A 22376-nucleotide genomic window follows, 5' to 3' on the forward strand; every position below is an offset into this window, starting at 1 on the left:
CTGCACTTACTGCGCCGTCCAACCGCCATCCATCGGCAGGGTCGTGCCGGTCATCTGCTTGGCCGCATCCGAGCACAGGAACAGCGCCAGTGCCGCCAATTCCTCAACGCTGACGAACTCTTTGGTCGGCTGCGCGGCAAGCAGCACCTCGTGCTTGACCTGTTCCTCGGTCATGCCGCGCGCCTTCATCGTGTCGGGGATCTGCTTCTCGACCAGCGGCGTCCAGACATAACCGGGCGCGATCGCATTGACGGTGATGCCATCCTGCGCGACTTCCAGCGCCACCGTCTTGGTCAGACCTGCGATGCCGTGCTTGGCAGAGACATAGGCCGACTTGAACGGCGAGGCGACCAACGCATGGGCCGAAGCCGTGTTGATGATGCGGCCCCATTTGCGGCTCTTCATGCCCGGCAGCGCCGCCTTGATGGCATAGAAGGCGGCAAGCAGGTTGATGCGGATGATTGCTTCCCACTTGTCGTCGGGGAATTCGTCGATCGGCGCGACATGCTGGATGCCGGCATTGTTGACCAGGATGTCGAGGCTGCCGAACGCCTCCTCGGCCTCGCGGATCATGGCGGTGACCGCCCCGCCGTCCATCATGTTGGCGCCGGAATAGCGGCACTTGACGCCGAAATCCCTCTCGATGCCGGCGCGCTCCTTTTCGATCGCCGCGGCATCGCCCAGGCCGTTGATGGTGACGTTGGCGCCCTCGGCGGCAAAGGCGCGGGCGGTTGCAAGGCCGATGCCGCTGGTCGAGCCAGTGACGAGCGCATTCTTTGAGGACAGGGAACCCATGGCAGATCTCGCACGTGGAGGGAGGGACTGTTGAAGCAGATAGTTTGTGCGTCGCAACATAACAATGCCATGCCCGTATTTCGGTGCGATTACAATGTTGTGATGCAGTTCGAGCGATAGGAAGCGGGCGGTCCTAGGGCGGTCTTTGCCGCCGCTGATGTGAGGCCTGCGACCTATCCGGCTATCTTGAGCAGCGAGGAAACCAGGAGCCTGTGCTCCTGCTGCGACAGCACGTCTGAATCGAAAAGATTCATGCTGCGCAGCCCCTCGATGGCGAGGAAACAAACCAGCAGCGAGCCGAGGTCGTCCGTTTCCTCCTTCAGCCGTTCGAACAGCTGCCGCTTGAAGGCTTTGATCGGCGTCAGGAATTCCGGATCCTCGGCGATCGCGGAGAACATCCAGGAGGCCGAAGGTTTCGGCTTCTCGCAATCATCGGCCGAGAGCCGTATGTAGGCCGCGAGCGCGCTTTCATCGCTTGCCTCGGCCGTGCGTTCTTCGAGCGCCTGCTCGAAAGCATTGAGGTAATTCTCGACCAGCCCCTGCATCAGCTTGGCCTTGGTCGGGAAATTGTAGAGCAGACCGCCCTTCGACACGCCGGCCCGATTCGCGATGGCGTCGAGCGACAGGCTTCCCGGGCCCGCCTCGCGCGCCACGTCGGCTGCCGCTGCAAGTATCCTGTCGCGCGAGTTTGCCCTGCGAGCTTTCATCACGCCTTCCCTTACATTAGGCCGTGTGGAATTGACAAGACCGTCCAGACGGTACAGTAAGACGCCCGCAATTTGAAATCGGGATTTATCGTCGATATGTGTCCCGGCAATTGACGTTGCCGGTTGCCGGCTCGAGGGGAACTATCCGTGAAGCGCTTCTTCATCATCACCGGAATTCTGCTGCTGCTCGCCGTGGTGTGCGCCGGCATCGTCGGCTTCAACCTGTTTCGCGACAATGCGATCAAGCAGTTTTTCGCCACCATGAAACCGCCGGCGGCGACAGTGTCGACCATCGTGGCGAAGCCTTCGAACTGGACGCCCGGCGTCGAGGCGATCGGCACCGTCAACGCCGTGCGCGGTGTCGACCTGACCGTCGAGACGGCCGGCATCGTCAAGGACATCCTCTTCCACGCCAACCAGAAGGTCGCGGCCGACGCTGTGCTTCTGCAGCTCGACGATGCCGTCGAGAAGGCCGATCTGGTGGCGCAGAAGGCTCAGGCCGCATCCGACCAGGCAGCGCTGACCCGCGCGCTGGAATTGCAGCGGCGTGGCGTCGGCACCGACGCTACGCTTGATGCTGCGCGCGCGGCGGCGACCGCATCGGCCGCGCAAGTGAACAAGCTGCAAGCCGTGCTCGACCAAAAGCAACTCGCAGCTCCCTTCACCGGGACGGTCGGCATTCCAAAGATCGACATTGGCCAGTATCTGGCGCCCGGCAACTCAGTCGTCACGATCCAGGATCTGGACACGATGCGGGTCGACTTCACCGTGCCCGAACAGCAGCTGCCGCTGCTGAAGATCGGCCAGACGGTGCGGATCGGCAGCAATGCTGCCGACATGTCCTTTGCCGGCTCGATCCGCGGCATCGATCCCAAGATCGACCCGGCAAGCCGGCTGGTGTCGATCCGCGGCGAGGTCGCCAACCCGGAGGGCAAGCTGACCCCGGGCCAGTTCGTGCAGATCCGCGTCGAGTTGCCGGAGGAAAGCAACGTCATCTCGGTGCCGCAGACGGCGGTGACCTCGAGCCTCTACGGCGACTATGTCTTCGTGGTAGTGCCGCCCAAGCCCGCTGAGGCCGGCGCTGCCGCGCCAGCAAAACCGGAAGACCAGAAGGCCGGGGCGGAGAAGCCTGCCGGCGATGCAGCCAAGCCGCAAGCCGATGCCTCGAAGCCGGCCTCCGATACGGCAAACGCCGCCGACAGCGCCGCGAAGCCGGCTGAGAACGCTCAAAAGTCGGCCGAAACCGGGCAGCAACCGGCGCTCGTTCTATCGCAGGTCTTCGTCAAGCTCGGCCGCCGCAACAACGGCATGGTCGAGATCGTCGAAGGCCTGAAGGCCGGCGACCAGGTCGTGACCGCCGGTCAGAACCGGCTCTTCAACGGCATGTCCGTTGCGGTCGACAACACCGTTGATCCCAGCAAATCGGCAAACAAGCAGGTTCAGCAATGAGCTTTTCCGATATCTTCATTCGCCGCCCCGTCCTCTCGACAGTGCTGGCCTGCATGATCCTGCTCCTGGGTTTCCAGGCCATCTTCAACCTGTCGATCCGCCAGTATCCGAAGGTTGACGAGACGGCGATCACCATCACCACGGCCTATCCCGGAGCCAGCGCCGACCTGATTCAGGGCTTCATCTCTGCGCCGATCGCGCGCGCCGTCGCCTCGACGGAAAACATCGACTACGTCACCTCGTCGAGCCGCCCGTCTTCGAGCACGGTGACCGTGCAGATGAAGCTCGGCTCCAACCCCGATGTTGCGTTGACCGAGGTGCTGTCCAAGGTTCAAGGCGTGCGCGGCACCTTGCCGGATGCCGCCAAGGATCCGGTGATCGTCAAGGGCACCGGCCAGCAGTTCGCGATGATGTATATCTCGATGCAGAATCCGAACATGACGAAGGAGCAGTTGACCGAGTACATCGAGCGCGTCGTGCGGCCGCGCATCTCGACGGTGGAAGGCGTCGCCGACGTCCAGATCTTCGGCGCCGAGGAATATTCGATGCGGGTCTGGATCGACCCGGTCAGGCTCGCCGCCCGCGGCGCCACGGCCGCCGACGTGCTGACTGCGATCAACAATTCCAATTTCCTGTCCGCGCCCGGCAACACACAGAACGAGTATGTGGTTTCCTCGATCGCGGTTCACTCGACCCTGCAGACGCCGGAAGCCTTCGCGCAGCTCCCCATCCGCTCGACCGACGGCCAGGTGGTGCGGCTGCGCGATGTGGCTCGGGTCGAGCTTGGCGCCGCCAGCACCGACACGAGGGTGAGCTTCAACGGCAAGCCGGGCACCTTCCTGGCCATCTTCCCGACGCCTGCCGCCAATCCGCTGACGACTGCCGAGGCGATCCACAAGATCGTGCCGGTGATCCAGGATACGTTGCCGAAGGGCATGACGATCGAGATCGTCTACGATTCCACCGAGCAGATCAGCGCCTCGATCGAGGAGGTGTTCAAGACCATCGGTGAGGCTGTCGCCATCGTCATTCTCGTCATCCTGCTCTTCCTCGGATCCTTCCGCTCGGTGATGATGCCGATCGTGACCATCCCTCTGTCGCTGATCGGCGTCTGTTTCATTCTGTTTGCGGTAGGCTATTCGATCAACCTTCTGTCGCTGCTTGCCATGGTGCTGGCGATCGGTCTTGTCGTCGACGACGCCATTGTGGTGGTGGAGAACATCCACCGCCATATGGAGGAAGACGGCATGTCGCCGATGCAGGCGGCCTTCAACGGCATGCGCGAGATCTTCTCGGCAATCGTCGCCATGACCATCACGCTGGCCGCCGTGTTTGCGCCGCTTGCCTTCACCGGCGGCCTGACCGGCGCGCTGTTCCGCGAGTTCGCGGTCACGTTGGCCGGCTCCGTGGTGCTGTCCGGCCTGATTGCGGTGACCATCACGCCGATGATGTCGGCTCGCCTCTTGAAGGCCGGCGCGCACGGCCGCTTCCAGCGCATCGTCGACGGCACCTTCAGCCGTGTCGAGCGCGTCTACGAGCGGGCGGTGACGGCTTCGCTCAGAAACAGGCCGGTTACCTTTATCATCGTCGTCGCGCTGGTCGCGCTCACCGGCTTCATGTTCACCAAGACCTCGACCGAACTGGCGCCGGAAGAAGACCAAGGCTTCCTGCTCTCGATCGTAACCGCCCCGCGCTACGCAACTTCGGACTACACCGAGACCTACGTCAACCAGATCCTCGGTCTTGTTAAGGACATTCCGGAAACGCGGGCGCAGTTCTCGGCGGTCGCCTTCGGCGGCGCCACCAACGGCGCCTTTGTCGGCTTTGCCTTCAAGGACTGGGCCGAACGCCAGCGCAGTTCGAAGGAGATCCAGGCCGACATCACCGGTCGCTTGGCCAAGGTCGCTGGCGTCGAGGCTTTCGTCTTCGCGCCGCCGACGCTGCCCGGCTCGGGCGGCGGCCTGCCGATCTCGATGGTGGTTCGCTCGACCGGCGATCCCTCGGAAGTCTTCGACCAGGCCGAGAAGATCAAGAACAAGGCGCAGGCTTCCGGCCGCTTCATCGTCGTGCAGAACTCGATGTCCTATGACGCCCCGCAGGTGACCGTCACCATCGACCGCGAGCGCGCGGCGGCGCTGAACCTGCCCATCGCCGATATCGGCAACACGCTGACGCTGCTGGTCGGCGGCGCCGAAGTGGCGCAGTTCGATCGCGACTCCAACAGCTATGACATCATCCCGCAGGTGCCGCAGGAGTTCCGCGACAATCCGGCGAAGCTCGGCGAGTATTTCGTGCGCAGCGTCGACGGCAAGATGGTGCCGCTGTCGGCGGTGGTGCATATCTCCACCAACGCCTCGCCGGCAGCGATCGAGCAGTTCAACCAGCTGAACTCGGCCACCATCTCCGCCCTGCCCTTGCCCGGCGTGACCACCGGCGACGGATTGAAAGTGCTGGAGGATCTGGCCAGGGAAACGCTGCCCGACACCTTCTTCATCGACTATTCCGGCCAATCGCGGCAGGAAAAGGAGCAGGGCAACACCATCCTGATCGCCTTCGCGGCCGCCGTGATCGTGATCTACTTGGTTCTGGCCGCTCAGTTCGAGAGCTTCCGCGATCCGCTGATCATCATGATGGCGGTGCCGCTTTCGATCTTCGGTGCCATCGTGCCGCTCAATATCGGCCTCGGAACGCTCAACATCTACACGCAGGTCGGACTGATCACCCTGATCGGCCTCATCACCAAGCACGGCATCCTTTTGGTGGAATTCGCCAACCAGCAGCGCGAAATCCATGGCATGCGGCGCCGCGATGCCATCATCGCCTCGGCCAAGGTGCGCCTGCGGCCGATCCTGATGACGACGGCCGCGATGGCGCTCGGCGTCGTGCCGCTGATCATCTCCAGCGGCGCCGGCGCCGCGGCGCGCTACTCGATGGGCCTCGTCATCTTCACCGGCATTCTGGTCGGCACGATGTTCACGCTGTTCGTCGTGCCTATGTTCTACACCTTCATCGCCAGCAAGGATCTGCCGCATCTCGCCGAGAAGCCCGATCCGAAGCTGATGCCGGCGCTGCCCACCTGAAGCAATCCAGGACTGCTCCAAAAACAAAAAGAGGCCGGAAAATCCCGGCCTCTTTTTTAGGCGGTCACCCCACGGCTTCGGCGCCAGAGCAATTCCAGGAAAAGTGTGGAACGGTTGCTCGGCGACTTCGCCGTGGCCTTCCGTCCGGAATTGCGTCGAACCTGGCTTGAAGGCGGCAATCCGCCCGCTACTTGACCCGTTACTTTACGATGAGGATGCTGGTGTTGCCCGGGCCGAAGGCCTCGACGAGCTGATAGAAGTCGGCCGCGGCATCGGGATGCAGGCGCACGCAGCCATGCGAAGCTGGCCGGCCAAGATGCTTGATGGCATAGGTCGCATGCACCGCATAGCCGCCGCTGAAGAAGACCGAATGCGGCATCGGCGCATTGTCGTATTTCTTCGAATACCACATCTCATGCATGCGGGTCGGCTTGAATGACCCTGTCGGCGTGATGTGCCCCCTGTCGCCCGTCGACACTTTCCAGGTGAACGTCGGCCGGCCGTCGACCGTGACTTCCATGATCTGCTGCGACAGCGAAACCCGGGCGACGAGCTGGTTGGCATGAGCGGCGTTGCTGCCGAAGAGCAGAGCCGCGCCGGTGAGCGCGGCGGCGGTGACGTGGATGAGCTTGGCTGAAATGGCGGTATGCATGACGATCCCTCTCTCTCTTATGCCGGTCGGGCCGGCTGCAATTTCGATGGATCGTCTTATCGGGATCACCTGTTTCAGGTCTATTTCGCTTAATATGCGTTAATGTTTCGAATTCGTTTCTCTAAGTTGACGGCCTAATTCCAGAGAACACGCTCCCCCCTAGACCGGCTGCCGGCAATATCAAGCAGGCCGAAGCCGGCGGGCAAAGCGTATATCGCTTTGATATGAAAGCCTTTCTCCGAATCTCGAAACCGAATTGCAACAAAGCGCGACTTGCGCGGCATGATGCGGATACAGGCCCGCAGCAATGTCGAGTCACGGGAACAGACATCAGCAAACGAAAATGGGCAGGAAATCGAAAGTTCGCACCTGGTTTCTCAGGATCGGCGTCTCGGCAGTCATCCTCGGTGCTGTCGGCTCTGTCGCCGGCAACCCTGTGACGGCGCTTGGCGCCATGAATTCCGGCGAGGTTTCGACACTGCACACTGCACTGTTCATCGCCACGGTCTGGATCATCTCCAGCCTGCGCGTCAACCGGCTGAGGGCCCTCTGGCGGGTCGGTCTTCGGCTGATAGGGATGCGCGGCCCCTCCGGCTACTTGCTGCCGAGAGGACCGAAGGCCCGCGCCGCAGCGGGGGGCTCCGTAGGCGGCGCGGGCGCTTCGGGAGTTTCCTGAAGCATCGACGACTATCGAATTGGGGATTGAGTTATGAAGACGAAATTTGCCGCTTCGGTGCTGTCCGCACTGCTTTATGCCCAGGGGCTGCTTGGCTTTGCCGCGCTTGCAACGGTGCTGCTCAAGGAGCGCGCCCACGCCGAGATCGCCGCCAGCGCCGAATTGCCGTCCGGCCCCTCGATCCTCGTGGTGCGCTAGGCGCCGGCGTCGGATCCAAAAGTGCGAAGCGGTTTTGGAAATCCGATGCAAGATCGAGGAAAAGACCTGGTGGCCCTCGCCTCAGTCGGTGCGCGGCGTCGGCGGATCGAACCGGTAACCGGCACCCCTGATCGTGGTGATGGTCTCCGTATCGAGCTTACGGCGCAGCCTCACGATGCGCGAATCGATCGAGCGGTCGAAAGCGTCGGCATTCTCGGCGGGCGCGGCGGCAATGATGTCGTCGCGCGTCAGCACCTTTCGCGGGCTCGCCAGAAACAATCTCAACAGCGCCACCTGCCCCGGCGACAGCTGATCCTCGGCGCCGGAACGATGCATGACCATGGCCGACCTCAAGTCGACGGTCGCATTCTCGAGCACGATCAGTTCCTGGGGGTTGCGGCCGCGCCGCGTCAGCAGGCGGCCGATGCGCGCCGCCAGCTCGCGCACATTGAGCGGGCTTTCGATCACGTCGGCAGCGCCGAGCTCCAGCGCCAGCACCTTGTCGACGAGATCGGCGGGCCGGCAGATCAGGATGAAGTCGCAGCCACCCTCGCCGCCCCCGCCTTGGCTACTATAGCGCTTGAGCAGTTCGCGCCCCTCCGCCTGGGTCACGTCGTCACCGACGACCACGACGTCGATGCCGCCTGCCGAAAGCAGCGACTCCGCCTCCCAGGGCTGGCGCGCCTGACGCACGTCGTGCCCCCGACGCTCGAGATGGTCGGCCAGGTCGCCGGCCACCACTTCGGCAACGGACACAAGCGCGACGACGGATCGTGCTGCCATTTTCTCCACTCCGCCACGGACAACTCGAGATGAGCGCTGGACATCATGTTTATACCCAATCTACTTTCCGCTGAAAGCGGGAGCGAGACCATTGTGAAGGCGCGCATCATTGTCGTCGAGGACGAGCCGGATCTGAGGGAAGCGGTTGCCGAGTATCTCGGCGCCAGCGGCTATGACGTTGCCACGGCCGAGAATGCCGCGGCGGCGCGCAGCCTGCTCGAGGCGCAACCCTTCCACCTCGCCATCCTCGACATCGCCATGCCCGGCGAGGACGGCCTGTCGCTCGGCCGCTGGCTGCGTTCCAAGACGCAGATCGGCATCATCTACGCCACCGCCGCCGGCACCGCGCTCGACCGCATCGTCGGCCTGGAGCTCGGCGCCGACGACTACATCGTCAAGCCCTATGAGTTGCGCGAAGTGCTGGCGAGGGTCCGCAGTGTGCTGCGCCGCGTGCCGCAGCCGGTTGCCCCCCAGGCCGCGAAGACCGAGGCCGGCACGCGCCGCTTCATGAATTTCGGCAGCTTCCAGGCCGATTTCGACGGCAGGCTGGTGACCGGCGCCAATGGCGCGGTCATCGAGATGGCCAAGAGCGAGTTCGACGTGCTGGAAGTTTTCCTCACCCGCGCCAACCGGCTTCTGACGCGGGCGGCGATCTCGGAGGCGATCGGCTTCGTGGAAGACCCGGAATCGTCGCGCGCTGTCGACATCCGCATCATGCGTCTGAGAAAGAAGATCGAGGCGGACCCCGCCAATCCGAAATTCCTGCGCACGGTGCGCGGCGAAGGCTACATCTTCTCGCTGCCGGCTGGCGACGGCAACTGACTCCGGCGCCGCGCACCTTCCGGATACGCAATCGACGCTGTAGCATTCCGGTCCGGCGGCATGCCCCCAGAAAACCGTTGTCGATTTTCGGGCTTGTGTGCTGGATTTCATGGTTTACCGATATGGCCCCGGAGATGACGTTCGACGATGACAGCTGAGGCCGCACGGACAGAAATGCACGGCTCCCGCCAGGGCGCCGCGATGGCGGCCGTCCATGTCGTTCGCCGCTTGCGCGAAGCAGGCGACTGGCAGCGCGAGATGGACAGCATACTGGAGGCACTGTGCCGTTCGTTGGACTGCCAGCGCGGCATTCTCTTCCGTTTGCGCGAGTTGCCGGGCGAGGGCTTCGCCCAGTCCGTGGCCTCCTATTGGATCGACCCTGCTTTTGGCGGCGAGCTCGCATCGCCTACCGTGATCATGCAGTCGATCATCAACTCCGATCCGCTCCTGGAGCAGTTGCAGGAGGATGAGCGCCAGGGCAAGGTCTTCGCCGGCCACACGCGCGACCTCGATGGTTTCCTGCGGGCCGACTTCGAGAAGCAGAACATAAAATCCTTCATTTCGGTGTCGGTCTTCGCCCACGGCCATCTCTGGGGCACTCTGGCGGTCAATGACTGCGCGGCCGAACGCGAATGGACGGATGAAGAGGAGGCGACGCTTCACATCATCGCGCTCGCCATCGGCGACGCCATCGAGCGCTCGCCCTCAGAGGCGCATGCCAGCGAGGTTATCCGCCGCACCATGCTGCAGGCTTCGCTCGACGCCATCATCGTCATCGACGAGGCCGGCTCCATCATCGAATTCAATCCGGCCGCCGAGAAGATGTTCGGCTTCAAGCGCAGCGACATCCTCGGCAAGGATCTGATCGACACGATCGTGCCGCATTATTACCGCAAGGGTTATTCGTCGGGCGCCGAGTACATGGCCGGACGGGGCGCGCCGATGGTTGGCCAGCGGCTTGAGACAGTGACCCAGAACGCGGCCGGCGAGATCTTTCCGATCGAGCTGACCGCGACGGAGATGAGGGTTGCCGACCGCCGGCTCATCTTCGGCTCGATCCGCGACCTGCGCGAGAAGCTGCACGCCGAAGAAGAGATCAACCGCCAGCGCGAGAAGCTGCACCAGAATGAAAAGATGGCGGCAATGGGCTCGCTGCTCGCCGGCGTCTCGCATGAGCTCAACAACCCGCTGGCGGTTGTGGTCGCGCAATCGACCCTGCTGCATGAATTCGCGGCCGACCCGCAGACCAAGGTGCGCGCCGAAAAGGTGCGCGCGGCCGCCGAACGCTGCGGGCGCATCGTCAAGAGCTTCCTGTCGATGGTGCGCCTGCATCCGACCGAGCAGGCCGAAACCGACCTCAACCAGGTGATGCGCTCGGCGCTCGAAGTGACCGCCTATGGTGCGCGCTCCAGCGGCATCATCATCGACACCGACTTCGCCAACGGCCCGCTGCTCGCCATGGCCGACGCCGACCATGTCACGCAGGTCGCGGCCAACTTCCTCATCAACAGCCAGCATGCGCTTGCCGGCTTCACCGGCGAGCGGCGCATCAAGGTGCGGACCTTTCGCAGCGAGCGCGGCAATCCGGGCTTCTCGGTCGAAGACAACGGACCCGGCATTCCCGATGCGATCCGCTCACGCATCTTCGAATCCTACTTCACCACCAAGCCGGTCGGCGTCGGTACCGGCATCGGCCTGTCGATCTCGAAATCGATCGTCGAGCGCCACAACGGCAACATCTGGTTCGAAGAGGTGCAGCCGCACGGCGCGCGCTTCGTCGTCCAGTTGCCGGCGATTGCCGGCAATGCGGCAAAGGCCGGCGAGGGTCCGGCGCGGTCGAGCGGGTTGCGCCATGCGCTGATCATCGACGACGAGCCCGACGTCGCCGCTTCGCTGTCCGACATATTGGAGCTCATGGGGCTCAAGTCGCGTCTCGTGCCAAGCTGGACGTCCGCCGGCGAGGTTCTGAGCGGGCACATGCCGCCGGACATCGTGTTTTCCGACCTGCGCATGCCGGGCACCAGCGGCATCTCGATCTACCGTGAATTGCTGGCCGAACGGCCGGGGCTGGCGCAGCGTTTCGTGCTGGTCACCGGCGACCTCATCGGCGCCAAGGCCGAGATTGAGGCACTGCCGCCGCAGCAGCGGCCGCAGATCCTGGAGAAGCCCTTCTCGACGCTCGACGTCCGCGGCACCCTTGCGACCGTTGCCGATGTCGCGGCGGCCGACAACGGCGCCGACATCTGAAATTGCTCCCTCTGCGGCTTCACCTGGATATCGTCGGATTCGCAAAAAGAGGCTCCCGACCGACTTTGCGGCGGGAGCCTGACTGGAGCGCGGAGGGTGCGCTCAGGGGAGCCTAAAACACGTTCGGGGTGTCGGTCAGCGGCGCGGCATTGGCGATCATACGCACAGCTCGGGCCCGGTGCTGACCGGACTGCTCGGCAATGGCACGCAGGCATTCGGCGTTCTCGGCGCCCCAGCTCTGCCCTTTGCAGGCGAATTCGACTTGCGACTGCGGCAGGCGCGCGGTTTTGAGCGTCGTCGGCGCCCCCTCCACGACATTGGCCGGAGGATTGATCGAGGCGAAAGCGGGACCCGCGGCTGGCGCAAGCACCATGCTGGCGAAGGCGGCAACGCTCAGCAGCATGAACATCGTCATCGGATGGTCGCTGGCGCGCTGGCGCAACGCCAGCTTCGGACGGCGATCATTGCGCTCGGGACCGTAAGAGCGGCGGCTGGCATCGGCGATCCGGACTTTGGCAAACATCGGCTGTTCCCTTCGTTATCTTTCTTTTTTCCTTGAAACGAACTTAACCGCACCACGTAACAGCCGGATGATAGGGCGGGATGGCCCATGTAACAGGACTGAAACGGGGATCGCTTCTGTTCCTTTTGCTCCTGTCGGATGCGGCGGACTGTAAGCGACCTCACACAGGCGCAGAATTGGCATGGCTGTCGCGATCGTCCGATGCGCGAAGCGCGTCGAAACGGTGCCCTCACAAACTGCGGATCCGAAGCTGGAACCGCCGTTTTGCACTCCTGGTTAAGGCTCGGATTTTCCGGGATTTTCTCGGCTCGGATGACTGCAAGCCGGTCGGCATGAAATTTCCATACTTTCACAAGCCATTGCATTTTAACGGAAAATGTGTTTTTATTGAACGAGCATTCAACAAAACGAGAGCATTTTCATGAACCCGCACCTGCGTGACGTGGCGATCCCCAACGATTGGGACCGGCGGGGTTTGCCGGGGTGGAGTTACCACTCCAACGCCCTTCTCGAGCTTGAGAAGGAATACGTCTTCCGCAATCACTGGCAGATCGCCGGCCATGTCTCCGACGTGCCAAATCCGGGCGACTATCTGACGATGGACGTCATCGGCGAGCGGGCGCTGATCGTGCGCGGCAAGGACGGCGTCGTGCGTGCCTTCAACAACATGTGCCGTCATCGGGGCAGCCGCGTCGTCGCCGACAGCCAGGGCACCTGCAAGAACGCGCTGATCTGCCCGTTCCACGGCTGGGTCTACAATCTCGACGGCACGCTGCGGGGGGCTGCCCGTCCGCGCTCCTTCCCGGAACTCGACAAGACCGAGTTCGGGCTGATGCCGCTCGATCTCGAAGTCTGGATGGGCTTCATCTTCATCCGCTTCCGCAACGGTGGCCCGCAGCCTTCCGTGGCTGAACTCTTGAAGCCGATCGAGGCGGAGATCGCCCATTACAATGTTGCCGACATGGTGCCGTGCTTGGGCATCTGGACCCAGAAATCACCGGTCAACTGGAAATCGGTGCGCGACGTCGACAATGAGGGCTATCACGTCGCCATGGCGCATCCGGCGCTGCAGGACCTCTACGGCGCGACCTATTTCGACGAACCCTTCGTCAACGGCGTGTCGCGGTCCTTCGCCACCTACAACCCGCATGCCGGGCGGCGCTGGAGCGTCAACCAGTACATCAAAATAGCGCCCGAGCCGACGCACCTGCCGGAGCATCTGCGCAAAGCCTGGATCTATTACGGCATCTTCCCCAACAACGCGCTGTCGATCATGCCGGAATCGGTGCAGTTCTATCAGGAGTTCCCGCTGTCCACCGGCGAGACGCTGCTGCGCGGCGCGATCTATCGCTACAAGGACGAGACGCGGGAGCAGGCGGCGGCGCGCTACCTTGCCTACCGCATCGACCGCGACACCATGAACGAGGATGTCCAGCTCTCCGTCTGGTCGAACGAATCCATGCTCTCCGAGGCGTTCGGGGGCTTCTACCTCTCCGACCTCGAATATGGCGTGCGCACCCACCACGACCATCTGCGCAGGCAGGTGCCGGTGCTGAACTTGGAGACCGCACCGGAGGAAAAGGACATGTGGGGATTGAACGACGCGCTGCGGTCGAAGGGGTGAGCGTCTTCCCTTCTCCCTGCTACACGGGGAGAAGGTGCCCGAAGGGCGGGGCAGTGCAAGCGCCTCACAATTGGCTCTGGCTCCCGAACCTCAGGGAGCGTCTGAACTAAATCTCGCAAGCTGGCGCTGCCCCTCACCCGCCGGCTACACTCCCCGTAGAACGGGGAGAGGGGCGCTCTCTCACCCCCGCCAGACGCCTTCCTTCCTCAGATCATCCATCGTGCGCGAGATGCCTTCGCGCAGGATCGCGACCATGTCGTCGATCTGCTCGCGGCTGATGATGAGCGGCGGCGACATCACGCACATGTTGATCAGCGGCCGCACCAAGAGACCGAGCTCATGGCAATGCGCGTCGATACGCTTTCCCACATCCTTGTCGAGCTGCAGCGGATCCTTGCTCTCGCGGTCGGCGACGCATTCGACGCAAGCCATCAGGCCGGCGCCGCGTACCTCGCCGACCAGCGGCAGTTCCTCGAGCGTTTTCAGGCGCGCCTGGAAATAGGGCGCGATCTCGCGCGCATGCTGAAGCACGCCCTCTTCCAAAAGATCGAGGTTCTTCAGCGCGACGGCGCAGCCGATCGGATGGCTGGTGTAGGTGAGGCCATGGCCAAACAGCGCATCGGGATGGTTGGAGCGGCGCAGTTCCTCCAGCAGCCGCTCCGAGATGATCACGCCGCCAAGCGGGAAATAGCCCGAGGTCACCCCCTTGGCGAAGGTGATCATGTCCGGATCGAGGCCGAACACGTCGCCTGAGGCAAAAAGATGGCCGAGCCGTCCGAAGCCGGTCACCACCTCGTCCGAGACATAGAGTATCTCGTTCTCGCGGCAGATCTCACGGATGCGCTTCAGGTATCCGTCCGGCGGCACGACGACGCCGCCCGAAGCTTGCACCGGTTCGCCGACAAAGGCGCCGATGCGACCGGCGCCGACGCGCGCGACCGTGTCGCGGAACTGGTCGACGAGGAAATCGGTGAAGGCGTCGATGCTCATCTCCTTCGGCCGTCGGAACGGATCGGGCGAGGAGAGCTTGATTACCAGCTCGTCGGCACCATCCATCCAGTGCCGGTCGCGCGGGCGGCCGTTGAGCGAGGCCGACAGGTAGGTCGAGCCGTGATAGGCGCCGCCGCGGCTGATGATCAGCTTCTTCTCCGGCCTGCCGCGCACATTGTTGTAGAATTGCATGAAGCGCAGCGCCGTCTCCACCGCCGACGAGCCGCCGGTGGTGAAGAAGGTGTGACTGAGATCGCCGGGAGCGGCATCGGCGATGCGTCTCGCAAGCTCGGCTGAGGGCGCATTCATTGTATACCAAGGCGTGTTGTAGGACAGCGCCATCGCCTGGTCGTACATCACCCTTGCCAGTTCCTCGCGGCGGTGCCCGACATTGATGCACCACATGCCGGCCGGACCGTCGATCAGCCGCTTGCCGGATGCGTCGGTGATGTAGATGTCCTCGCCTTCGCCGATCAGCGCCCGTGCCTCGGCGCCGACCGAACCGGCATAGGGCCAGGGCTGGACCAGATGGCGCTTGGCCAGCTCGACCGCATCGTCGCCCCCGGGCTCGACAACTTCCCTCGCCTTGATCTCTCGTGCAGCCGCCATCTTAGCCTCGCATGGTCCGTTGCGGTGATTTCCAGAGACATGAAACGAAGCGGAAAGCCATGGAAATTCGGCTTTTCGTCACTTCATTTTGAATGTTCATTCAATCAATATTGCAGAAATAGCGCTTGATTTCAATCGGCGGATGCGCTCATGATGAAAGAAAGCCGGCAAGTCTGGAGTGATCGCTCCGGGCACATAAATTGGGAACAGGCAGTCGGCGCCGATCAATGGGAAGCCGTATGGCGGGACAGTCCGAGCCGGCAACTGCAATCACGCCCGGAGCGCTGCAATGACGGCCGCCGCGGAAGGGTCGCCCCCGCTGCGCATGGCGAGAGCCAGACGAGGTGCCCTTCTGCAGTCGGAAGCCGTCCAGGGCATTGCGCTGATCAGCCCGACTTTCCTTTACGCGCTCATCCTTCTCGTCCTGCCGATCCTGGTTGTTATAGCCCATTCCTTCTGGACGCAGGACTACCTGACCATCGACCACACATTCACGCTGGAGAATTATCGGATCGCGCTGACCGAGCCGATCTACCGCGACCTGCTCTGGCGCTCGCTCTACATCTCGCTGACGGTCAGCCTGTTCACCGTGCTGCTCGCCTATCCGATCGCCTATTTCATTTCCTTCCATGGCGGCCGCCAGAAGAGCCTCTGGCTGTTCCTCATCACCATCCCGTTCTGGACCAGCTACCTGCTGCGCGTGATGTCGTGGAAGGTGATCCTCGGCTACAACGGCGTGCTCAATTCCGGCCTGATGGGCCTCGGTCTCATCGACGAGCCGTCGACTGCGCTGCTCTACAATTCCAACGCGGTCATCATCACGCTGACCCACGCCTGGGCGACCTTCGCCATCCTGCCCATCTTCGTTTCGCTGGAGAAGGTCGACCGCACCCTGGTCGAAGCGGCGACCGATCTCGGCGACGGGCCGCTGCGCTCCTTTCTGCGCGTGACCTTGCCGCTGTCGACGCCAGGCGTCATCTCAGCGGCGCTGATCGTCATGATCCCGACCGTCGGCGACTACGTCACGCCGAAGCTAGTCGGCGGCAAAGACGGCGTCATGATCGCCAACGCGATCCAGGCGCAATTCGGCAAGGCGTCGAACTGGCCGCTCGGCGCAGCACTCTCCGTCACCACCATGGTCATCGTCTCGCTGATGGCCGGCGCCGCGGTGCTGGTCATCCGCGCGTTGCAGAGGCTGGCGCGATGACGGCGATCAGACGTTACCTGCCAAGCTGGCTGTCGAGCTACGCCGCGCTCTACATCCTCTTCCTTTATCTGCCGGTGATCTTCCTGCCGATCTTCTCGATCAACACCGCGGCGACGCCGAAATTCCCGCTCTCAGGCGTCACGCTGCATTGGTACCAGGACCTGCCGCGCACGCCGGCGCTGATCGACGCCACCTGGAACAGCTTGGTTGTCGGCGTCTCGGCGGCTATCCTGTCGACCGTGTTCGGCATTCTCGCCGCCCGTTCGATCACCCGCTACCGCTATCCGGGCCGCCGCACCGTCAACGGGCTGATCATGGCCCCGCTGGTGCTGCCCGAGGTCATCGTTGCCATCTCGATGCTCCTGGTGATGCTGCAACTGGGCTTGAGCCTGTCGCTGTTCACGGTCGTGCTTGGGCATGTGCTGGTCTGCATTCCCTATTCGATGACGGTGCTGACCTCCGGCTTCGAAGGTTTCGACCGCAGCCTCGAGGAAGCCTCCGCCGATCTCGGCGAAAGCGCCTTCGGCACCTTCCGGCGGGTGACGCTGCCAATGGTGGCGCCGGCGATCATCTCCAGCCTGCTGGTCTGCTTCACCATCTCGCTCGACGAGTTCATCATCGCCTTCTTCCTCACCGGCACCGAGGCGACGCTGCCGATCTACATCTGGGGACAGCTGCGCTTCGCGGCCAAGCTCCCCGGCGTGCTGGCGCTCGGCACCTTGCTGTTGGCGGCGTCCTTCGTGCTGATGACCGTTGCCGAGATCCTGCGCCGCCGCGCGGCGAGACGCACCCAGAACGAGGGAGGCCTCTATGCTTGAGCGGGTCCAGTCCGAGCGAACGATGTCCGATCGCACCATGATCGAGATCCGCGACGTCACGCGCAGCTACGGCGCGTTCAAGGCGTTGGATAATGCATCGCTCGCGATCAGGGAGGGCGAGTTCTTCTCGCTGCTCGGGCCGTCCGGCTGCGGCAAGACCACGCTTTTGCGCATGATCGCCGGCTTCGACACGCCGACCAGCGGCTCGATCGCGGTCGACGGCCAGCCGATGGACGGCATTCCCGCCAACCGGCGTCCGACCAACATGGTCTTCCAGAGCTACGCGATCTTCCCGCATCTCAATGTCGAGCAGAACGTCGCCTACGGGCTGAAGCGGCTGAAACTGCAGGGCGGCGAAGAAAAGCGCCGCGTCGAGGAGGCGCTGGCGCAGGTGTCGCTGACCGGCCTAGGCAAGCGCCGCGCCACCGAACTCTCCGGCGGCCAGCGTCAGCGCGTGGCGCTGGCCCGCGCGCTGGTCATGCGTCCCAAGGTGCTGCTGCTCGACGAGCCGCTATCGGCTCTCGACAAGAAGCTGCGCGAGCAGATGCAGGTCGAGTTGCGCCGGCTGCAGCAGGCGGTAGGCATCACCTTCGTGCTGGTCACGCACGATCAGTATGAGGCTTTGGCCATGTCGGACCGCATCGCCGTCATGTTCGGCGGCCGTATCGCGCAGGTCGCCTCGCCCAAGGAAATCTACCAGCGCCCGGTCAACCGCCAGGTCGCCGACTTCCTCGGCGGCATGAATTTCGTCAAGGCCGAGATCGTCGAGGAGAACGGCGTGTCCTTGGTTGTCGACACGCTTGGCTTCGGGCGTGTGAGGACCGACAAGCCGAAGGCCTTCGTGCGCAACGGCGGCGCGGCGACGCTCGGCATCCGGCCGGAGCGGCTGCGCGTGCTCTGGGACAATGCGACGGCCAAGTTCGAGGTCGCCGGCACGGTGGTCGAGCGCCACTATTTCGGCGAGATCACGCATCTGATCGTCGAAATCCCGGGGCTGGAAAAGCCGCTCTCAGTGACCGAGACCAATGATTTCGGCGCCGACGACATTCCGGTCGGCGCGCCGATCCGTCTCGCCTACGACCCAGAGGCCCTGGTGGCGATGGCGGACTGAAGCCGCGCCAAAATCTTCCCGGCGGCGATGCGTCCGGCCACGATCGCGCCCTCGACATAGGCGGGGAAGGACGGCGACACTTCCGACGACGCAAAATGGATCGGCGGCGCGCCGGCAAGGATCGTGCGCTCGGCATCTCTTGCCGTCACGTCGACGATGAGATCGCTATAGGCGCCGCCGCTCCAGCGGTCATGCGTCCAGTCGCGCTGGCTGAAATCGAGAATATCGGCCGCGTCCGGACCGAGCGCATCCGCGAGCTTCGCAATGACCTCGGCGCGCAACGCCGCAGCACCCAGCTTGCGGCAGCGCAGCGCCAGCGGTCCACCGATGAAGACGACGAGCGCTGCATGCTCGGCGTCCCTGCTGGCATCGCAGGCAAACAGGCCCGGCATGTCGCGCCACATAACCATTCCGCTCAGATCGCGCTCGCGCCAGAACGGCCTGGCATAGCGGACGAGGATCTTGACCACCGCGCCGCTTTCCCAGACGCCAAGCGCCTTCTTCAAGGCCGTTGACAAGGCAGGCCGAAAGTCGAGCCTGTTGGCCGTCGCAGGCGGCAGGGCGAGCAGGACCTCGCGCGCCTCGACGGCGCCGCTGCCGACGACGACACGAACGCCGGACGGCCCGCGCTCGACGCGAATGACCGGCTCGTTCAGCCGCAGCCGGTCACCGAGATCGCCCGCCAGGTCCGCGGCCAGCGACTGCATGGTCTCGCGCAGAGAATATTGCAGTTCCGGGACGTCGTTGGTGATGCGGCGATCATTGTCGATCAGGTACCAGAGCGGCACCTTTTCCAGCGCCAGGCACCACAGTCCTTCGATCATCGAGCGGAAGGCGGCTTTGGCATCTACCGGATCGGTCTGGCGTTCGAGCCAGGAGGCGACGGTCAGCCCGGCGATCGCGGGATCGTCAGGCTCGGTCCAGTTCATGCGGTCGCGGATCGCCATCGCGGTCACATAGGTCTGTCCGGCTTGGTCGACCGACATCGGTGGATGGGTGATGAAATCGCCATCGACAAAGGTTTTGACGAAGGTCTTGCCGCGCGCCCTGGCCAGCGCCATCAGCTCCGGCATGTCTTCGCACAGGAACTGGCCGCCGCTGTCGATCAGCTCGCCGAGCCCGTTTCGCACACCTTCCACACGACCGCCGACGCGGCCGCGCGCTTCCAGGACAAGGAAATCGATGCCGGCGCGCTTCAACTCGAGCGCGGCCGACAGGCCGGTGAAGCCGGCGCCGACGATTGCAACGTCGGTGCTTTCGGTCTTGCTGTTCAATAGCCGGCCTTGATCTTCTCGAACTCGGCGATCATCTTCAGCTTGAGCTCGGAAGGCAGCGGCTGCTGGAACAGCGTCTTGTCGACCCATTTTTCCACGTTGTCGTAGCCCTTTTCCTTGAGCACCGCCTGGGCGACACCGGCCATGCCCTTGGCGTTGGCTTGGCCGTAGCCCCAGTCCTTGACCAGCACCTTGGCGACTTCCGGATCGTTGACGGCATTGAGATAGTCATAGGCCTTGTCAATGTTGCCGGGCGCGTCCTTGAACAGCACATAGCCGCACACCCAGGTCGAGATGCCCTCCTCGGTATCCTTCTTGGACTTGATCGGCACGCCGGCGGCCTGTGATTGCACCGCCGCGTCGTTCCAGGCCCAGGCGAGATCGACCTCGCCGCCTGAGAGCAGCTGCACGATGTCGGTGGTGTCGGTCCAGTAGGAGCGCACGTTCTTGTGCACTTGGCGCAGGAAATCGGACGCCTGCTTGAACTGCTCGTCCGTCATCTTTGTCCAGTCCTTCAGCCCGATGGCGAGGCTGGCCAGCGCATAGGCGTCGTCGACATTGTCGCCGATCGAGACGCGTCCCTTATACTTGGGATCGGCGAAGGCCTTCAGCGACTGCACGTCCTTCTCGGCGATCTTGTCGGAGTTGAAGGTGAGCTGCGTGTCACCCCAGTCCCAAGGCATGAACCAGGCTTTGCCGTCGGGGGTGGTGGCAAGGTCCTTCATCGCCATGATGCCGGGGTTGAGATCCTTCCAGCCGGCGATCTTGGAGGTGTCGAGCGGCTGCAACAGCCCCGCCTCGCGCCACTTCACCACGCTTTGCGAACACGGATGGCCGAGGTCGGCCTTGAAGCCGGAGCGGATCTTCTCGAATGCCTCGTCCTCATCGCCGAAGAAGGCGAAGGTCGGCGAGTCGCCGTCCTTCTCGACATATTTGCCGTGGAAGCTGGGGTCCTCATAGCCGGACCAGTCGAACACGATGAGGTCCTTGTCGGCGGCAACGGCGAACGCTGCCGCCGAAGACGCCAGCGCGCCGGCGAGCGCCAAAGTAAGTGTCAAGCGTCGGCTGAGTTTCTTCATGCTGTTCCATCCTCTTTTGGTCCTGCCGGTCTTGCTGGCCGGCTGTTGCTAACCCCGGGCCGTCGTTAACCGTAGTGTTTCGGAAAGGCCGCGGCCAGGAACGCGTTGGCGGCCTGCAGCGCGGTCTCGCGCGTGGTGTCCTGGGTGCCCATCATCAACCGCAGCCACAGGCCCTCGAGCATGGCCGATAGCGCCAGCGCCATGACCTGCGGCTCATAGGCATAGCCGCCGCTTTGCTTGAGCGTCGCGCAGAGGTCGATGAACACCTGTTGGTAGTAGGCGTCGCGCGAGCTGCTCAGCGCCTGGTAGGTCGGCCGCGATTTGGCCTCGCCCCAGAAGGCGCACCAGGCGGCGAGCTTGCGCTTGTTGCAGATCGAGCGATCGAAGTCGGCCCACACCAGCGCCTGCAGCTGCCGCGCCGGATCGTCGCCTGCCTTCTGCAAGGCCGCGCGCCAATGCGCCGAATACTCGTCATACATATATTGCAGCGTGGCGACGAGCAGCTTCTCCTTGCTTTCGAAATGGAAGTTGACGATGCCGCGGGACAGGCCCGCGCCGTCGGCCACATCGGCCATCGTCGTTTCCGCATAGCCGCGCTTGGCCAGTGAATCGATCGTCGCCTCGATCAACTGGAGTTGCCTGACTTCTTTCGAAGCCTTGCGGCCGCGCTTCTCGGCGTCTCCTTTCCGTGCCGGTTCGGGCAAGGCATCCCTGACCTCTGCATTCTTCATGACCGTGACGGTCTCCAGCATTGCCGGCTATCCGACCGGCTTCCAACCGCGCAGATGAGTGGGGCGGTGCTCACCACTGTCAAGCACCTTCTGCATCGCCTCCCAGGTCCGGATGTTCTTGTCGACATAGCCCCCGCCGACCGCGGCGGCGAGCGCTTGATAGAGTGGCCCCTTCAGGCGCGCCAGTTCCTCCCGCGCCACCTCCCGGTACCATGCGTTGCGGTCGCGGACGCTGATGTCGCGGAAGCCAGCACGACGCATCGCCTCGGCGTAGCGCGCCGGCGAAGCCATGGCAAAGGACAAGCCTTCCGCCGCGAGATAGGCCTTCATGTCCGCAGACGGCTCGCCGTCGTGCGAGATCATCCAGTTCGACGCGGCGAAGACGCCGCCGGGCTTCAGCACGCGGAAGATCTCGGCGAACAGGGCATCCTTGTCCCGGACATGCAACAGTGCGTCCTTCGAGAAGACGACGTCGAAGGAAGCATCGGTGAAAGGCAGCAGTCCCGGCGGCGCCTGGAGGAAGCTCACGCGGTCTTGGAGACCCTGCGCAGCCGCGTTTCGCTTTGCCGTCTCGATCACCGGCCTCTCGACATCGAAACCGGTCGCATGCGCCGCACCATGGCGCGCGACCAGATCCAGCGTGACGCCGCCGGCGCCGCAGCCGAGATCGAGGATCGTCTTGCCCTTGAGCGAGAGGCCTTCGACCACGCGGTCCACTTCGTCCGGGCCGCCCGGCGACAGGTAGCCATCGCCCCAGAGCGCCTCGAGGAAGCGAATGGCCGCGTCGTCATATTCCGGCTCGGCGTTAGCCGTTTCGATCATCGGACTGAGCCTCAAATGCGGAAGTCACCTTCGCGCTAGCGGAACACCAGAAATGCGGGGCAAAGCCTAGCGCATCAACGCAGAAACGCAACACCATTTGTTGAACATTCATTCAAAATGGCTGGACAAAAAACCGTGACCCGTGCCAAATTCGGCTGATCGGGGAACAAATCGCACCC

General features: G+C 63.5%; 20 protein-coding genes. 10 read left to right on the forward strand and 10 right to left on the reverse strand.

The window, feature by feature from the left end; translation table 11 throughout:
- Positions 1-6: 6 nt before the first annotated feature.
- Positions 7-795 (reverse strand): 3-hydroxybutyrate dehydrogenase, encoded by a 789-nt coding sequence (locus P9254_RS09575; protein WP_278053343.1) that lies wholly within the window; start codon positions 793-795, stop codon positions 7-9.
- Positions 796-968: 173 nt separating this feature from the next.
- A complete protein-coding gene (locus tag P9254_RS09580; RefSeq protein WP_067319219.1) occupies positions 969-1502 on the reverse strand; it encodes a TetR/AcrR family transcriptional regulator in 534 nt (177 codons plus the stop codon).
- A 147-nt stretch (positions 1503-1649) separates the two neighbouring features.
- Here P9254_RS09580 and P9254_RS09585 point away from each other — a divergent pair, with 147 nt between their 5' ends.
- Both P9254_RS09585 and P9254_RS09590 read left to right on the forward strand, forming a co-directional pair.
- Positions 1650-2951: an efflux RND transporter periplasmic adaptor subunit gene (locus P9254_RS09585; protein WP_278053344.1), complete on the forward strand. Its 1302-nt coding sequence runs from the start codon at positions 1650-1652 to the stop codon at positions 2949-2951.
- Positions 2948-6031, forward strand: coding sequence for an efflux RND transporter permease subunit (locus P9254_RS09590; protein ID WP_066990424.1), 3084 nt, complete (start codon positions 2948-2950; stop codon positions 6029-6031). Before P9254_RS09585 ends, P9254_RS09590 begins: the two co-directional genes overlap by 4 nt.
- A 199-nt stretch (positions 6032-6230) precedes the next feature.
- On the opposite strand, the gene P9254_RS09595 is transcribed toward P9254_RS09590, so the two are convergent.
- Positions 6231-6683 carry a L,D-transpeptidase gene (locus P9254_RS09595; RefSeq protein WP_066990426.1) on the reverse strand — a complete coding sequence of 151 codons (453 nt, stop codon included), beginning with the start codon at positions 6681-6683 and terminating at the stop codon, positions 6231-6233.
- 343 nt (positions 6684-7026) lie between these two features.
- On the opposite strand from P9254_RS09595, the gene P9254_RS09600 reads away from it, so the two are divergent.
- Both P9254_RS09600 and P9254_RS09605 read left to right on the forward strand, forming a co-directional pair.
- Positions 7027-7359: a hypothetical protein gene (locus P9254_RS09600; protein WP_278053345.1), complete on the forward strand. Its 333-nt coding sequence runs from the start codon at positions 7027-7029 to the stop codon at positions 7357-7359.
- A gap of 33 nt (positions 7360-7392) precedes the next feature.
- Positions 7393-7557, forward strand: a complete 165-nt coding sequence (locus tag P9254_RS09605; RefSeq protein ID WP_082953640.1) for a hypothetical protein — start codon at positions 7393-7395, stop codon at positions 7555-7557.
- Positions 7558-7638: 81 nt separating this feature from the next.
- On the opposite strand, the gene P9254_RS09610 is transcribed toward P9254_RS09605, so the two are convergent.
- The gene (locus P9254_RS09610) at positions 7639-8340 is read right to left on the reverse strand and encodes a response regulator transcription factor (RefSeq protein ID WP_066990432.1); all 702 of its coding nucleotides are present in this window, start codon (positions 8338-8340) and stop codon (positions 7639-7641) included.
- Between the two features lie 93 nt (positions 8341-8433).
- On the opposite strand from P9254_RS09610, the gene P9254_RS09615 reads away from it, so the two are divergent.
- Positions 8434-9162, forward strand: coding sequence for a response regulator (locus P9254_RS09615; RefSeq protein WP_067319230.1), 729 nt, complete (start codon positions 8434-8436; stop codon positions 9160-9162).
- A 147-nt stretch (positions 9163-9309) separates the two neighbouring features.
- A complete protein-coding gene (locus P9254_RS09620; RefSeq protein ID WP_278053347.1) occupies positions 9310-11409 on the forward strand; it encodes a hybrid sensor histidine kinase/response regulator in 2100 nt (699 codons plus the stop codon).
- A gap of 112 nt (positions 11410-11521) precedes the next feature.
- Here P9254_RS09620 and P9254_RS09625 read toward each other — a convergent pair whose 3' ends face one another.
- Positions 11522-11932, reverse strand: coding sequence for a hypothetical protein (locus tag P9254_RS09625; RefSeq protein WP_127216702.1), 411 nt, complete (start codon positions 11930-11932; stop codon positions 11522-11524).
- A gap of 421 nt (positions 11933-12353) precedes the next feature.
- Here P9254_RS09625 and P9254_RS09630 point away from each other — a divergent pair, with 421 nt between their 5' ends.
- Positions 12354-13556: an aromatic ring-hydroxylating oxygenase subunit alpha gene (locus P9254_RS09630; protein ID WP_066990508.1), complete on the forward strand. Its 1203-nt coding sequence runs from the start codon at positions 12354-12356 to the stop codon at positions 13554-13556.
- 180 nt (positions 13557-13736) lie between these two features.
- On the opposite strand, the gene P9254_RS09635 is transcribed toward P9254_RS09630, so the two are convergent.
- A complete protein-coding gene (locus P9254_RS09635) occupies positions 13737-15155 on the reverse strand; it encodes an aminotransferase (RefSeq protein ID WP_278053349.1) in 1419 nt (472 codons plus the stop codon).
- A gap of 289 nt (positions 15156-15444) precedes the next feature.
- On the opposite strand from P9254_RS09635, the gene P9254_RS09640 reads away from it, so the two are divergent.
- Genes P9254_RS09640 through P9254_RS09650 form a run of 3 tightly spaced genes read left to right on the forward strand, consistent with a single transcriptional unit; the run spans position 15445 to position 18291 of the window.
- Entirely contained in the window at positions 15445-16362 is a 918-nt protein-coding gene (locus P9254_RS09640) for an ABC transporter permease (RefSeq protein ID WP_278053350.1), read from the forward strand.
- Positions 16359-17180: an ABC transporter permease gene (locus tag P9254_RS09645; protein WP_127247149.1), complete on the forward strand. Its 822-nt coding sequence runs from the start codon at positions 16359-16361 to the stop codon at positions 17178-17180. Before P9254_RS09640 ends, P9254_RS09645 begins: the two co-directional genes overlap by 4 nt.
- A gap of 37 nt (positions 17181-17217) precedes the next feature.
- Positions 17218-18291, forward strand: a complete 1074-nt coding sequence (locus P9254_RS09650; RefSeq protein WP_278053573.1) for an ABC transporter ATP-binding protein — start codon at positions 17218-17220, stop codon at positions 18289-18291.
- Here the strand turns inward: P9254_RS09650 and P9254_RS09655 are convergent.
- The 4 genes from P9254_RS09655 to P9254_RS09670 all read right to left on the reverse strand — a co-directional run bounded on the left by P9254_RS09655 (position 18255) and on the right by P9254_RS09670 (position 22197).
- Positions 18255-19565 carry a flavin monoamine oxidase family protein gene (locus P9254_RS09655; protein ID WP_067319245.1) on the reverse strand — a complete coding sequence of 437 codons (1311 nt, stop codon included), beginning with the start codon at positions 19563-19565 and terminating at the stop codon, positions 18255-18257. The genes P9254_RS09650 and P9254_RS09655 overlap by 37 nt on opposite strands.
- Positions 19562-20644, reverse strand: a complete 1083-nt coding sequence (locus P9254_RS09660) for an ABC transporter substrate-binding protein (RefSeq protein WP_278053352.1) — start codon at positions 20642-20644, stop codon at positions 19562-19564. The genes P9254_RS09655 and P9254_RS09660 overlap by 4 nt, the downstream gene beginning before the upstream one ends.
- A 65-nt stretch (positions 20645-20709) precedes the next feature.
- A complete protein-coding gene (gene betI, locus P9254_RS09665; RefSeq protein WP_278053353.1) occupies positions 20710-21396 on the reverse strand; it encodes a transcriptional regulator BetI in 687 nt (228 codons plus the stop codon).
- Positions 21397-21402: 6 nt separating this feature from the next.
- Positions 21403-22197 carry a class I SAM-dependent methyltransferase gene (locus tag P9254_RS09670; RefSeq protein WP_278053355.1) on the reverse strand — a complete coding sequence of 265 codons (795 nt, stop codon included), beginning with the start codon at positions 22195-22197 and terminating at the stop codon, positions 21403-21405.
- Positions 22198-22376 lie beyond the last annotated feature (179 nt).

Origin of the sequence: Mesorhizobium sp. WSM4983, assembly GCF_029625765.1 — a bacterium.
Lineage (GTDB): Bacteria > Pseudomonadota > Alphaproteobacteria > Rhizobiales > Rhizobiaceae > Mesorhizobium.